This is a genomic window from Flavicella sp. (assembly GCF_029238425.1).
In the GTDB taxonomy this organism is placed as follows: Bacteria; Bacteroidota; Bacteroidia; order Flavobacteriales; family Flavobacteriaceae; genus Flavicella.
This window is the reverse complement of sequence record NZ_JAQWGB010000015.1, coordinates 22,616-38,321: the sequence shown is the minus strand read 5'-3', so window position 1 is coordinate 38,321 and position 15,706 is coordinate 22,616. Positions and strand designations below refer to the sequence as shown.

At 35.5% G+C, this 15,706-nt stretch carries 8 protein-coding genes; all 8 read right to left on the bottom strand.

Features of this window, described 5'->3' with window-relative positions; all coding sequences use genetic code 11:
• Positions 1 to 1,430 (bottom strand): sulfatase (locus P8H68_RS00855; RefSeq protein ID WP_300320388.1); only part of this gene is annotated, 1,430 nt, incomplete at its 3' end.
• Positions 1,431 to 1,450: 20 nt separating this feature from the next.
• A complete protein-coding gene (locus P8H68_RS00850) occupies positions 1,451 to 2,962 on the bottom strand; it encodes a sulfatase (protein WP_300320385.1) in 1,512 nt (503 codons plus the stop codon).
• A gap of 22 nt (positions 2,963 to 2,984) precedes the next feature.
• On the bottom strand, positions 2,985 to 5,456 hold the full coding sequence (gene galB, locus P8H68_RS00845; RefSeq protein ID WP_300320382.1) for a beta-galactosidase GalB: 2,472 nt from the start codon (positions 5,454 to 5,456) through the stop codon (positions 2,985 to 2,987).
• Positions 5,457 to 5,536: 80 nt separating this feature from the next.
• Positions 5,537 to 7,021, bottom strand: coding sequence for an arylsulfatase (locus tag P8H68_RS00840; RefSeq protein ID WP_300320380.1), 1,485 nt, complete (start codon positions 7,019 to 7,021; stop codon positions 5,537 to 5,539).
• 166 nt (positions 7,022 to 7,187) lie between these two features.
• Positions 7,188 to 8,621 (bottom strand): carbon starvation CstA family protein, encoded by a 1,434-nt coding sequence (locus P8H68_RS00835; RefSeq protein WP_300320377.1) that lies wholly within the window; start codon positions 8,619 to 8,621, stop codon positions 7,188 to 7,190.
• Between the two features lie 34 nt (positions 8,622 to 8,655).
• On the bottom strand, positions 8,656 to 11,685 hold the full coding sequence (locus P8H68_RS00830; protein ID WP_300320374.1) for a glycoside hydrolase family 2 TIM barrel-domain containing protein: 3,030 nt from the start codon (positions 11,683 to 11,685) through the stop codon (positions 8,656 to 8,658).
• Between the two features lies 1 nt (position 11,686).
• Entirely contained in the window at positions 11,687 to 14,041 is a 2,355-nt protein-coding gene (locus P8H68_RS00825) for a glycoside hydrolase family 2 TIM barrel-domain containing protein (protein ID WP_300320372.1), read from the bottom strand.
• A 183-nt stretch (positions 14,042 to 14,224) separates the two neighbouring features.
• Positions 14,225 to 15,700: a sulfatase gene (locus tag P8H68_RS00820; protein WP_300320370.1), complete on the bottom strand. Its 1,476-nt coding sequence runs from the start codon at positions 15,698 to 15,700 to the stop codon at positions 14,225 to 14,227.
• Positions 15,701 to 15,706 lie beyond the last annotated feature (6 nt).

Genomic DNA, 15,706 nt, shown 5'->3' with positions numbered 1-15,706 from the left:
CCTTGATCATCTGTCTTTTCTTCCCATTGACTCAATACGGTTCTATGTTCCTCCAATATCTTAGAATAAGTTGGATCTAAAGCCAGATTATTCATTTGGTGCACATCATTTTTCAAATCATACAATTCCTCTACCGGCTTTACTCCAAACCAATGAGCATCTTGATAGGGTGTCAGTTTTCCTTCCTTATGTAACTTTTTTAAATCTTTTACGATAAGCTTTTTATCACGATAACCCGCTTGCATCATAGGTCTTTCTGGAAAATAATTTTTGATGTATCTAAAATCTTTTGAAACCACTGTACGGATTCTATCAATTGTATAATCACAACGATCTCTTGCTCCAATAATATAATATTCCTCCTTTAAATCCTTTGCAAACAAATCACGACCATCTAAATATGCTGGCATTTCTGCACCTCCCATGGCTAATGTGGTGGCAGAAACATCTAACAAAGAAACCAAATCATTTCTAACCTCACCGGCTTTTAAACTAGGTATATCCCCCTTGATCATTAATGGAACTTGCATTCCACCTTCATAACAAAATTGTTTGTGTCTTAAAGAAGTATTACTTCCATGATCAGAAAAGAAAAATATAATTGTATTTTCCAATTCACCATCAGCTTTTAATTGAGCCAATAATTCTTCTACTTTCACATCAGACCCTCGATTGGCATTATAATGATCAGTCCATGCTTTTCGTTGCGACTCTATATTTGGGAAATAAGGAGGCAAAGGAACATCATTCGTTGCCAATTTTTCTCCTCCTCTTACGTACTTTGAATCTTTTTTTCCTCCCATCAATTGCATTTGACCAAACCAAGGCTGATTTTTATCCTTTCTATCAGACCAATTACCAACTTTGTATGACATATAATCTACGGCAAAATTTCCTTGCCATCCATTCATACCGGCAACATATTCTGCCTTGGTTCCTGTATCATACAAAGCTCTTCTATCATAGTGAAAATTATAATCGTCCTTACCACTATTAAATGTAAAGTATCCTGCTTCTTTCATTAACTCCGGAATCGTTTTCAATCCCTTTGGCAATCTAATTCTCAATTCCTCTGGAACCACTTCTCCATTTGTATACCTACTAGATCTATGATTGTGAGTACCAGTAGTTGTTTGCATCATTCCAGTAATCATAGCAGACCTACTTGCAGAACAAACTGGAGCCGTGGCATAGGCTCTTTTAAACAAAACCCCTTCACTTGCCAATTGATCAATTACTGGTGTATGACCCGCGTTTATAGAATCTCCGTAACACCCCATAAACGGAGATAAATCTTCGGCAATGATCCATAAGATATTTGGTTTGTTTACGGTTTCTTTTTTAGATTTTGAAGTCGGCGAACAACTCGTTCCTATTGCTAGGAGCAGAATCATTATCAATAAATTTAATTGCGTTACTCTATTTTTCATTATTATATATTTTTTATAGACTATTGTAATTCATATAATTTTCTGTGTTGTTTAATGGTTTCATCTTGATCAGCATCTACATAGTTTTTGACTTTCCCATAATGCTCTTTGCTCGCCTTTTTTCTAGTTACAGGTACATAAGACTTTAATTGTTCAATTTCTTGCTTATATCTTTTATCCTCTATTAAATTCTTTTTCTCCAATGGATCAGCTTTTACATCATATAATTCTTGAGTACCATTTAGATAACCGATATAGTGTAATTCTTCTGTCAATACAGAAGTCCCCGTTGCAGAAATTGTAATTCCAGGGTGCTTCCATTTTGATTTTTTATTTTTCAATATCCCTGAAAAATCATGACCTTCAATATTCTTTTTAGCAGGCAAATCACATAAGCTTACCAAAGTAGGATATAAATCTAATAAAGATACAGGTTGAGTCGCTAACTGACCTTTCTTCATGCCTGGTAATCTGACCAATAAAGGTGTATGGATTACCTCAGACCATAAGGTACTTTTAAGATATCTTTCCTTCTCGCCTAAATGCCATCCATGATCTCCCCAAATAACAACGATGGTATTCTTTGCATGACCACTTTTCTCAAGAGCATCCATAACCAAGCCTAAGCATCTATCTGCAAAAGAAATACTTGCCAAATAAGCTCTTGTAGCCTCCTTTTCCAAACCATGTTTTTTTACCCACTTGTATTCTCCAGTTGCATAAAAGGCCTGTTTCCCCTTTGGTGTTTTGATATCCAACAAATCCGTTTCATCTATCTCAGGAGCAATTACTTTATTGATATCATACATATCAAAAAATTCTTGTGGAACAAACCATGGCAAATGCGGTTTTATAAAACCAACCGACATAAAAAATGGTTTATCAAATTCTCTTTCAAGTTGTTTCGTTGCCCAATCTGCAACGGCATAATCTACTGTTTCTTCAAAGGTATCTACTGTTGATCCCCAACTTAATTTACTTTTCTTTGAAATAAATTCTGGGCTCTTTTTACCAGAAATAATTCCAGCTTTTGAAGAAGTAAGGTATTTACTATTTGCTTTGTCATTATTATACCTTCTACCTCTTGCAAATTCATCATAAGCCCAAGATCCAAAATCGGTTTTTCCATTTTTTGTGCCATGTTTATGAAATATTTTCCCATTAGATAAGGTGTGGTAACCATTTTTAGAAAAGTATTCTGGTAAGGTTGCGTTCCTTTGTACCACTTCAGAATACAACATATCATGGGCATTTCCATACACCCCACTTGCACTTGGCAAAAACCCAGATAAAATTGCTGATCTAGAGGGTCCACAAATAGGCGCAGCACACACAGCATTTTTAAAAACCATCGCTCCCTCTTTGTAAAATTTATCCATATTTGGAGTTACTGCCTGAGGATTTCCACCCAACGGTCCGATCCAATCATTTATGTCATCAATAGCAACAAACAATACATTCGGTTTCTTTTGTGCATTTATTACCTCTATAAACACAAGGAAAACCACTACTAAAAATTTGTAATTCTTCATTTATCTCTCTTTATTTCGATGCCTATTTCACCGTTATTTTTATGTTTTTTGATTTCAATCCTTTGGAAGTTGCGGTTAGCTTTATAATTCCTTTCTCCCCTTTTTTTGAGCGAACTACCACCAAAGCCATTCCATTGAAAACTTTGCGAGTAGTTACCTGAAAAGATTCGTGATTTGTTGGGTCTCCATTTCCAACCGCAATTATTTCACCGGGTCCTGAAATCTGGTAACTAACCGAATTGTGAGTTCTTGGTACCATCGTTCCTTTTCTATCCGCTATTTTTACCGTAACAAAAGACAGATCCTGACCGTCTGAGTCAATCTCATTTCTATCCGCTTCAAGAAGTACCTTATTAGACTTGCCAGTCGTTTTTACAATATCTTTAGCCCAAGGTTTGCCATTTTTATAAGCAACAACCTTTAATTCTCCATTTTCATAAAGAACATCCTTCCAAATCAATCTATATTCATACTCTCCCTTCTTTTTCTTTCCTAAAGATTTTCCATTTAAAAATAATTCCGCTTCATCGCCTGAAGTATAGACAAAAACTGGAGTCACCTCTCCTACTCTTTCTGGCCAATTCCAATGAGGTAAAATATGAGCCATGGGTAATTCTGGTCTCCACTTGGATTGATATAAATAAAACCTATCTTTCGGAAACCCACATAAATCAACAATTCCAAAATAAGAACTTCGAGGGGGTATTTGTTTCCCCATTTTTGCCAGTTCTGCCTTCATCCTTGCTTTTTCAGCTGGATCAGAAAAGTTCAATAAATTTGTTTTATCCTTATTATAGGGTGTAGGCTCTCCAATATAATCAAACCCTGTCCATACAAACTCTCCAAAAACCCATGGAAATTTATCTTGTGCCTCAAACTCAAGATCTGGTCTATATGCCCAATTAGGTGCTGAATAATCATAACTACTCACTTGAAAGTAGCCACCATTACCGCTTTTTTTATTATCAAAATTTACCGGAAAAAAATATTCACCTCTGGAACTTATTGTAGATGCCGTTTCACTTCCATATAAGGGTAAATTTGGATTTTCTTTTCTAAACTGCTCATACATATGAGGCTTGTAATTGAATCCAAAAACATCAGCCGTTTTCTGGAATCCATTCGTTGCGGCTTCCGGTCGGCTGTTCCCAAAAGTTGTGGGTCTTGTAGTATCTACCGAACGAATAATATCTGCCAATTTTGCTGCCATCGGAGCATCATTGCCTTCTCTTAATTCGATCAACTCATTTCCTGTACTCCACATTACCACCGAAGGATGATTCCTATCTCTTTTCACCATGGTTACCAAATCTCGTTCATGCCAAGCACCAAACAAACTTGCATAATCATTATCGACTTTTTTCTTAGCCCAAACGTCAAACGCCTCTACCTGAACTAATACCCCCATTTTATCGCACAGTTCTAGAAACTCTGGTGCCGGAGGATTATGTGATGTTCGTATTGCATTGACTCCAAATGACTTTAATATTTCAATTTGTCTTTCAATGGCTCTCACATTTACCGCTGCTCCTAATGGACCTAAATCATGATGCTGACAAACACCATTCATTCTCACTTTTTTCTCATTTAAGAAAAAACCATCCTTGGTATATTTTATAGATCTAATTCCAAAATCAGTCTTGTACACATCTACAACTTTTCCATTTTTAATTAGTGATGTCTTTACCGAATACAAATTCGGATTTTCTAAATCCCAAAGAGCTGGATTTGTAATTTTAATAAGACTCGGTTCATAATAAAAAACCTTTTGTTCTGATATTATATTAGATTTTTCTCCTTTTCTAAAAACCTCATGCAACACTTCCAAGCCTTGAGTATCTCCAGAAATTTCTGTTTCAATTCGAATCAATGCTTCCTCTGCTGACACTTTTGGCGTGGTAACAAAGGTTCCCCATTGTGCAACATAAGTACTATTGGTTTTAACCAATCTAACGTTTCTGTAAATTCCTCCACCAGGATACCAACGTGATGAATTTTCTTTGTTATCCAATCGAACTGCGATCGTATTCTTTCCTTCTTTTAAATATCTAGAAATATCAAAACCAAAAGAAGAATAACCATAAGCCCAATCACCAACATAACCACCATTTATCCAAGTACTCGTATTTGACATCGCTCCATCGAACTCTACAAAAATCTTTTTTGTAACATCGTTCTCTGAAACTGTAAATTCTTTTCTATACCAACCTATCCCAGCCCAAGGCAACTTCCCTGTCTGATTGGGTAAATCTGCTCTAAAAGGTCCTTCAATCCCCCAATCATGCGGTAAATTCAAAACTCGCCAAGAAGTATCATCAAAATCAACCTCATCCATATTCTCAGGTTCAGCAAGCGTTGTCCCATCTGGCATTGCTCCAAAACGAGCAAATCGCCAACTATCATTAAAAGAAATGATTTCTCTCGTTTGGCTGTACAGAGAAAAAGCTGCTAACCAAAATACGGTTATTAATACTGTTTTAAATATTCTTTTCATATTCTCAATATTGTTTTCAAAAAGTAAATTACTGAATTATCTTAGCTCTAACCTAGCCGATATTATTCCTTTGATAGCAATTAATTAACTGTTGTAACCTTAGAAACCCTAACATCAATATAGGTTTTCATCATATTCTCTATTCTATTTTTATGCTTTGAATCTTCTATTAAATTCCTAGAAGAATCTTCAAATAAATTGGACTCTAAATCATACAATTCAATCGGAGTTAAATTCTCTAAAACACCAGGTTTTTTTCCTTTCAAAATAAGTTTCCATTTCCCATCTCGAATAGCATAGGTCGGACCACCTTTTGACTGATGCATAAGATAAATATGTGCTGGTTTTTCTGTTTTTTCACCTTTAAAATAAGGCAATAAATTTGCTGAATCAAAAACCTTCGATATATCTAACTTTTGTTGTGACAACGCCGCAATTGTAGCAACCATATCTTGACCAACTACAGGTTCATTAGAAATAGAATTTGCTTGTATAACCCCTGGCCATACAGCAATAAAAGGGACTCTATGCCCTCCTTCATAAATAGATCCTTTACTTCCATTTAACCCATTACTGGTATCGTGCCCCGCTTTTTTCATATTTTGATCAAAAGACAAACCTCCATTGTCAGAAGTAAAAACAAAGAGTGTATTTTCATAAGCACCAGTCTTTTTCAAAGCTTCTATTATCATTCCTACCTGAATATCTAACTCATATATCATATCACCATGAACTCCAGGAGTTGTCCCGGCTACTTTATTACCATCTAGCATTGCAGGTGGCGTATGAGGAATATGTACTGCTTGACTACAATAGTATAAAAAGAATGGTTTTTCGGAACCCTTCTGTTTTTTGATATAAGCTACCGTTTTATCCACTAAAATCCCTCCGGCTTCAGTTGGATCCCAATTAGAATCTCCGATTCCTCCTCGATCATTATGTTTTTTAGAAAACTTATAGCCATTCTGAACCGAATTAATTTCTTTTAAAACAGAATTTGATTTTATTTTCATCCATTCCCTGTTTTCATAAAAAGCGAAAGGTTTATTTTGAATTCCCTCAGGCAGTTCTACAGCATAATCAAAACCATAGCTAAGTGCCCCTCCAGTCTCCTTTTTATAATCTACCTTTTTCCCTTTTATCCAAGAACCTCCAAATCCCCATTTCCCAAAAAACGCAGTATTATAACCACCTTTTTTCGCAATTCTAGCCCCGGTTGTAAAGTTATTTTTATCAATCAAAGCATCTGCGTTTGCTGTCCAAACTCCATAAGGTTTTTGATTTCTATAAGAATAATTCCCTGTCATCATAGAAAATCTAGTAGGTGCACATAAAGAAGCAGGTGAATGTGCATCAGAAAAGCGCATCCCCTCTGATATTAATTTATCAATATTTGGTGTCATTACCGCTGGAGCCGTTTTTGAACTTTGTTTATGGTAAAAACTGATATCGCCTAAACCAATATCATCTGCCATCAAAACAACAATATTTGGTTTTACAACTTTCTGAGCTTGTATAGAAAATATGTTCAACACCAATGAAATACAAAAAATTACTTTTCTCATTATATTCTAATTTACATCTATTTACTGTAAAATTAACCTCAAAGAATCTTACAAGTGTCTTTGCAAGTCTAAACCTTGTCTCTTTAGATAAAACCCGCATCTTATTCCACAAAAAAAGGTTTCAGTGAATACTGAAACCTTTTTATAAATCAACATTTATTTTTTATCAAGCAACTTCTTTATGGGAAGTATTATTTTTTCTAGAAACTATCGTCCATATAGAAAGGCTTATTGCTACTAAAACCCCAACACCCACAGATACAGCGTATGACAAACCAAAACCTTCTGGTGCCACTAAAATATAGGAAATAATTACGGTAGTCATAAATGCCGAAGGAATCAAAACGAAGATAAATTTGCTGCCCCTATCTTTCATATAAACTGTTGCTGCCCATAAAACGATTGTTGCCAATACTTGATTAGACCAACCGAAATACCTCCATATAATTGCAAAATTCACTTTTGTCAAAACAAAGGCTATGACAAACATTGGAATCGTTACATACAATCGTTTAATCAGTTTGCTTTGGTCTATATTGAATGAATCTGCAATCGTTATTCTTGCACTTCTAAAAGCAGTATCCCCTGAAGTAATTGGTGCAGCAACCACACCGAAGATGGCTAAAACCCCTCCTATTTTCCCGAGCATAGTATTGCAAATGATATTAACTACCCATGCAGCATTATGACCTTCTTCTGACATAGTTTCCGCTAACTGCTCTATTCCACCAAAAAATGCCATAGCAACTGCCGCCCATATCAATGCCACAATTCCTTCGGTAATCATAGCTCCCATAAACACTTTTTTCCCATCCATCTCGTTAGAAATACATCTTGCCATTAAAGGGGATTGGGTAGAATGAAAACCTGATATTGCACCACAGGCTATGGTAACAAACAACATAGGAAACAAAGGATATTTTTCTGGATTGTCATGAATATTTGTAAATGCATCCATCGTTAATTCAGGTACCGTATAATCTCCTAAAACTAAAGTAAAAAACAAACCAACCGCCATTACCAGAAGGCACATACCAAAAATTGGATATATTTTACCGATCAATTTATCAATAGGAATTAAGGTTGCTAAAATATAATATAGAAATATTCCCGATATTAAAATAGTTACATTGAAACCAGTCAATTCTTGTAAAATTGAAGCAGGTCCTTTGACGAACACCACTCCAACAATAATCAAAAGTCCGACCGAAAAGTAACGCATAAAATGTCTTACACCTTGTCCTAAATACCGTCCAACAATCTCAGGAATACTTTGCCCTCCATGTCTCATCGACAACATTCCTGAAAAATAATCATGTACAGAACCTGCAAAGATGGATCCGAATACAATCCAAAGAAATGCAGCTGGCCCCCATAAAGCTCCGGCAATGGCTCCAAAAATTGGACCTAGTCCCGCAATATTTAAAAATTGAATTAAAAATATTTTACTCAACTTCATTGGAATAAAATCTACTCCATCTTGTTTGCTAATCGCTGGTGTGATTCTATTTGCGTCAGCACCAAATGTTTTTTCAACGAACTTTCCATAAATAAAATATCCTGCAATTAAGATACCAATACAAACAAACAATGTAATCATAATTCAATTTTTAACTTTTTGCAATGCAAGTATATCAATTTACTTTCAAAGCATCAATAGACAAGCCATCATCTTCTAAGGTGGTTATTCTAATTGTATTTGCTCCTTTACCCAAAGTAACATTTACTTTATACACATCCCAAACTGTTCTATATTTAGCAGTAGCAGGAAGTTTAATCTCTTTGCTTTCATCATTTATGCTTAGCAATACTTTGTATTCTTCTCTAATTTTATTCAAGGCACTATATCGAATTTCTAATTCAAACTCCCCTTCGCTACCATCATTTTCTTGATACCATTCAATATAACCTCCACTATTTCTTCCAAAATCTACATAACCTTTTCCGGTAAAACCTTTTCCTTTATTGGAAACGATCGCATCATTATAAGAAGCATCTTCTGCTTGATCACCACCAGGCACAGCGGCCAAAGCTTTTGCGTCCCATACAAAACCTTCACCTTCCTCAAAACTTTCTTCTAAATATTGCACTGTCCCACCATAGATAACTATGGCTTTGACTACCGTACCCATTTCAACCGCAAAAGGCTTGTTATACTCGCGTGATTTCGTTGTCGGTCTTGACCCATCGGTTGTATAATACACTTTTAATTTCCCTTCGGCCTTGACTCCACGCAAACCAATAGTTTTTACATCAATACTAACTAAATTAGAACTCACTCGTTTCTTTTCTCCTAAAATAGAACTTGCCAACAATGTAATTCCGCCAATATTTGAAGTTGATTCCACATATGCTCTTGTCAAACCAAAAAATGCAATCCTATCTTTTGCTTCAAAATGCTTTTCAACATCTATCGGACTTCCATTATCTAACGCACGAATTTTTCCATTTCCTATTACAGAAAAGGCCGTTCTGTTTTCTCCATAAGGATAAAAATTACCTTCAGCATCTGTTGTAGCAACACGAACTTGAACAATGTCGTGTTTTTCATTCGATAACGATTCTCCATCAATCGACAATTCAATTTTTGACGGAGATCCAGCTGTTTTAATACTTTTTTCAGTAACCCTTATTCCATTTTCGTATGCAACAATTAGCAGTTCTCCTGGTTGCCATGGTACCAACCATTGACAAGCCATTTCATTCCATTTACTACCAGGCTTTTTTCTACCAAGAGACACATCATTTAAAAACAATTCCACCTCTTCATAATTGGTATAGGCCCAAATTGGAATTTCAGTTCCCAATTTCATTGTTGGATGTGTCCAATGCGGAAAAACGTGTAACATGGGCTTGATGGTCCATTGACTTTGATACAAATAATACAAATCCTTTTCGAAGTTTGCCATGTCAATCGCCCCACCCATAAAAGATTTGAAAGGCCAACCACCATGAACATACGTAGCTTCTCCTATATAATCATGTCCAGTCCATCTAAAAGAGCCTGCATAATTTGGTATATCTCTTAACTTCTCAATATTCTGTCTAGAAGTCAAACGCACCATAGCATTATCATAGCTAGAGTTGAATATTTGCTTGTAATTTTGTTTTCCAGAAGCTCCCGTCCAATCATAAGTAAATACTTCTTCTTTTGTCAAATCAGGATATTCATAAGGCTGTTGTCTTTTGTTTGGATATCCATCCCTGTACCAAGTTTTGGTTCTATAAAAACCTCTTACCTGCCAAGTATGTGTATTTTCAGTACCGATAAATACTCTCTCTTTTTCAAGGGTATCAAACCAGCCCATTTTTTCACTACTTCCATTCACTCCAAACACATCCATATATTCAGATCCTGAGTGGCCCGAAGTAACAGGCCTAGTAGCATCCAATTCATGACAGGCCTTTACTAAATCAGCTCCTACCTCACCATGTGTTTCATTCCCCACACTATAAATCACAACCGATGCATGATTTCTATCTCTTTTAATCCAATCAGAAAGATCTCTTTTCCACCATTCATCAAAAGCATGCGCACCATAATCATTGGCTGCCTTTTTCATCCAACCGTCAAATATCTCATCCATCACAAGCATCCCCATTTCATCACACATCTCATAAAACTGAGGTGTTTGAGGATTGTGAGCGGTTCGGATTGCATTACAACCCATGTCTTTTAGTTGCTGAATTCTATATCTTAAAATTTTATCAGGAACGGCAGCACCTAATGCACCTGCATCTTGATGATTACAAACTCCTTGCAGCTTCACATTCTTTCCGTTGATCCACATTCCTGTTTTTGGTTTCCACGCAACATCTCTTACTCCAAATTTTGTTTCCACCTTGTCAACTAAGGTTTTTCCATTATAAACCTCACTAACAAGTCGATATAAATTTGGGTCCTCTACAGACCATTGTGCAGGGTTCTCAAGTGTTAACTCCTGTTGAACAGTATCTAAAATATGTTTTTTAAGTTTCAATTTTTGATCCGTTTTTGAAACCAAATTCCCTTTAGCATCAAACACAGATGAAATCAATTTAACTTTTTCATTTTCGGATGTATTGTTTTTCAACTCTGATTCAATTATAACTTTATTCCCCGTAGTCTTCACAAAAACGCCAGAAGTAGGTATATGAATTAATTCTTTTACTTTTATCCAAGTATTCGCATAAATACCACTCCCGGTATACCAGCGAGCCGAAGGCTGCTTGTCATTATCTACACGAACGGCAAAGGTGATCGTTTCAGAATCTTTCGCTATATCACTAATATCGTATGAGAAAGAAATCCAACCATAAGGACGTACCCCTAATTTTTTTCCATTTGCCCATACGGTGCTATTCATATACACTCCGTCAAAAGCTATTTCTACGTGTTTTCCTTTCCATTCTTTAGGAACTCTAACGGTTTTTCTATACCATCCGAATCCTGCTGGTAAATACCCACATTGTCCTCCCATAGGATTGTTGATATCATACTGACCCTCAATACTCCAGTCGTGCGGTAGATCTAAAATCCTCCAAGTCTCATCTTTAAAATAAGCTTTCTCTGCTCCTTTGATATCACCAAGACTGAACTTCCAACCTTCATTGAAATTTATAATATCTCTGGCCTGCGTGCTAACAGAAATAAATAACAAAAGGATAAAAACTATTTTTTTCATATTAATTATTCTTGAAACTTTTAAAATCAAATGTAGCTTTTAATTTATTTACCTCAGCATCAATTTTAATTTGACCAGATTTATCTCCAACTCTTAACAATATCGAAGCCCTACCACCTTTGATTTCTATCTCCCCAACATTCAAAATTTCTGCACTTCCTTTTAAGTCTATTTTTAGGTCGGAAAAATAATCCTGTACAATTGTTTGATTTTCATCCACCACATCCACATATAGAAACAGAACGTCATTCACCCCAGCTTGAGGAACTTTCCCACTTTCATCTAATCTAAAACGCAATGCACTTGGTTTTTTGGGTGTTTTAACAACCGTTGTTATGATTTCTTTTCCTGACACCAAACCAATTGCCTTCAATTCACCTGCTTCAAACTTATCCACTTGAAACGTAAATGGTGGATGTGTTAAATTGGTAGTGTTTTTGTTCGTATCCGGTACCTGAGTAGCGATTAACTTCGTATTCAAATACAATGAAACCTCATCACAGTTGCTAAATACTTTTACATCAGTATTTGATTTTTTGTTCCAATAAGAAGCTATTTTTAGCACAGCCCCATCATCCAAATTTCTTTGACTTTGATAAAAATAATATCCAAATTTCGGCAATCTAAAGATATCCATAATACCCGAATATTCTATTTCATCATGATACCCCCTATTGTAATCATACATGACCCAATAACTATCTGAATAGGCCGCCGTATCCATATTATCGTTATGAGATTCTTGTAAATTATGGGCTTGCTGTAAAAGGTTTTTTTCTCCAGAGGAAAGTACTTGTCTACTACTCATTTCTAAACGCTTTGTTTTAGAAAGTTTGTCTTGATTTAACCCTGCATTTGATGAATAATATTCCCAATCCCCATATTCGGAAACAGAATAAGGCTTTGGCTGCACTTCATCATAATGATGCAACAATCTATGCTGACGGGCTTGCAAGAAAATATCATAAACATCATTCATCCAACCACATGAATACACATTTTCACCTGGGTATTCGGCATGGACTATTTCATCTAATTTCTCCATAAAGAAAATAGGCATTTTTGTTTCATTCAATGAAACTTCCCATGCCAATACAGAAGGTCTATTTCTATCTCTACGAATCAAATCTCTCGCAGAGTTATAACAATATTCTCTAAACAAATCATTGTCTAAATAATACTGCCATCCCAATATAGCATCGATAACTACAATTCCCAATTCATCGCAAGCATCCATAAATGCAGGCGATTGAGGATAATGCGACAAACGAATATAATTAAATCCACCTTCCTTTATTTTTTTAGCATCTCTAAATTGGGCATTATCAGAAAGCGCATAACCCACAAAAGGATACTCTTGGTGACGATTTACTCCTCTTAAAAACGTTCGTTCTCCATTGATATATAATTTATTTTCCTTGTCGAACGTAAACTCACGAATTCCAAAACGAGTTGTTTTAGAATCTACAATGACTCCATTTGATAACACCTCAGTTTTCAAATGATATAAATTTGGATTCTTAGGAGACCATAAATTTGCATTAGAAATTTTTAATTCATCCTTAAACTCAAAATCTGAATTAGACTCTAGCGTTTTTTCCTTAGAATTTGATTCCAGAACAAGTTGTTCTTTAAAATAAACCGACTGTACAACTTGGATCGTTCGCTCCTCTTTTTCCTCATTGATTATATGTGTTTTGATACTTACAGTTGATTCTTTTTTTGAAACCACTGGAAATTGAATAAACACACCACCACCCGCAACTTTGTTCGCCAAAACCGGATGTGATATATATACTTTTTCCTTCATGCTTAAGAAAGCTTTTCGGTACAAACCACCATACATGTTAAAATCCAATTTATTCAAAGGCTTTGGCCCTGTGATAGCATTATCTCTGTTGTTCAAACGAATGGCAACCACATTTTTCTGATTCTCAATAATGTATTTTGACACATCAATTACTACGGGTAGGTATCCTCCTTGATGCATTGCAACCTGCTCACCATTTACCCAAATTTGGGAATGATTCATAGCAGCTTCTAACTCTAAAAATATTTTTTTATCTGAAGTACTCTTTGAAGGTTTAAACTCTTTTCTGTACCAACAGATCCCTTGCCATTGATCATTCACAACCAAAGGTTCTATATGTGCAGTATGAGGTAAACTTATCAACTCCCAATCAGAATCGTTAAAATCTCTTTTAGAAAATTCTTCATCAGCAACTTCAGACTCCTCTAAGAGTTTAAACTTCCAATTTGAATTGATTTTAATTTTATTTATCTCACTCTTCTCACATGAAATATTCAATAGAGATATGAGAACTAAACTTAAAAATAGGGTAGCGAATCGTTTCATATGTAATATTTTAATCTTCCTTTCTTTTTAGTATAAGGAAGTAGCTATATCAAAATAACGTTTTTTAAAAAGTATGCATGTCCCTATACGTCTAATTAATGTGTGTTTGCGTAAACGATACTCTAACAATAATTAAATCAAACTAATAAAAAAAAGAAGCATTATCTCTAATGCTTCTTTCCTTTATTTTTTATGGGCTTTTTTATACAAGCCTATTATTCTTTTGTATCCGATTTCTTCACCAGCTTTCATTCTCTCATACTCAGCAGGCATTTCTTTTTGCAGCCATTCTAATATTGCAGGTCCTTTCATTATAAAAGGATCATAGACATCGCTTACCGGTTTCATCTTTTTATCAAAGCGTTTTGTTTCCTTGCGTAACTTTTTTAATACTTTTTTGTATTCCCGGTTGTATGCCAAATTGTGCAATTGATGTGGATCACTTTTCATATCATACAATTCCTCTTCCGGCTTGCTTGATTCAAAAAAAGGTTTTTGAAATTCGTTCAATTCCCCATTTGCATACATTGCCCTCATGATGTGAACCGCTGGCCTGTAAAACTCCAAATACGCTTGATGAGCATCATAAGGAATCTCCGGTTTGTCATTTCTAATATAAGACCAATCCGCAGAGGAAACAGATCTTGATTCCTCTAAAATTTCATCCCATAAATCCCTTGCACCATACACATACTCTCGATCAAAATCTTCGTTAAAAATTGGCTGACCTGTCATGTATTTAGGAACTTCAATTCCTGCATAATCAACTATCGTTGCTGTTATATCCGTAGAGGCAACTACTTTATCAGTCACCAAACCATTCTTTTTGACCATTGGATTATAGATGATCAATGGAATTCTTAAACCTGGATCTTGCAAATAACCTTTCCCTCGGATATTACATCTTCCATTATCCCCTATAAAAACAACAATCGTATTATCAGCCATACCTTTAGCCTCCAATTCCTCAAAAATCATTCCTACCTCAGCATCCATATACTCCACTTGATCCAAGTATTTAGCCCAATCCAAACGAATTGCCGGATGGTCCGCCATATAAGGAGGCAAGGTTAAGGTTTCTGTATCTACAGGGTGGGTAGATTTTTCTCTAACTTCTGTCCACCATGGACCTCTATGTGTTACTTTTAATTGAATTTGCGCAAAAAATGGTTCATCTTCTTTAGAAAAAGTATTTTTTTTATCAAACAATCCAAAATGTTCTTTCCCATCCCAAGGACCAATAGCCTCTGATTTAAAATTCACATCTATTTTCTGACCATACATATACACCTTCTCGTGTCCTAATACGCAAGTGTAACCAGCATCTCTCAACAATTTAGTAAAAGGTAAAAACTGCTCATCCAAAGGTTCATTTCTATTACTTCTGTGATGCTGAGAATTTGTTTTTAATTGATGTGTTCCAACCATCATAGAGGATCTACTTGGTGAACAAATAGGATTGGTGACAAATGCATTGTTGAACAACACCCCATTTTTTGCCATTTTATTCAAATGAGGAGTTTTGACATCGGGCATACCATAACACTCCAAATCCGTACTCATATCCTCTGCCATCAACCAAATAATATTCGGTTGTTTTTGAGCCTGAACCGAATTAAAAACGACAGCTAAAATTGTAATAAAAAATAATCTCTTCATTTTGTT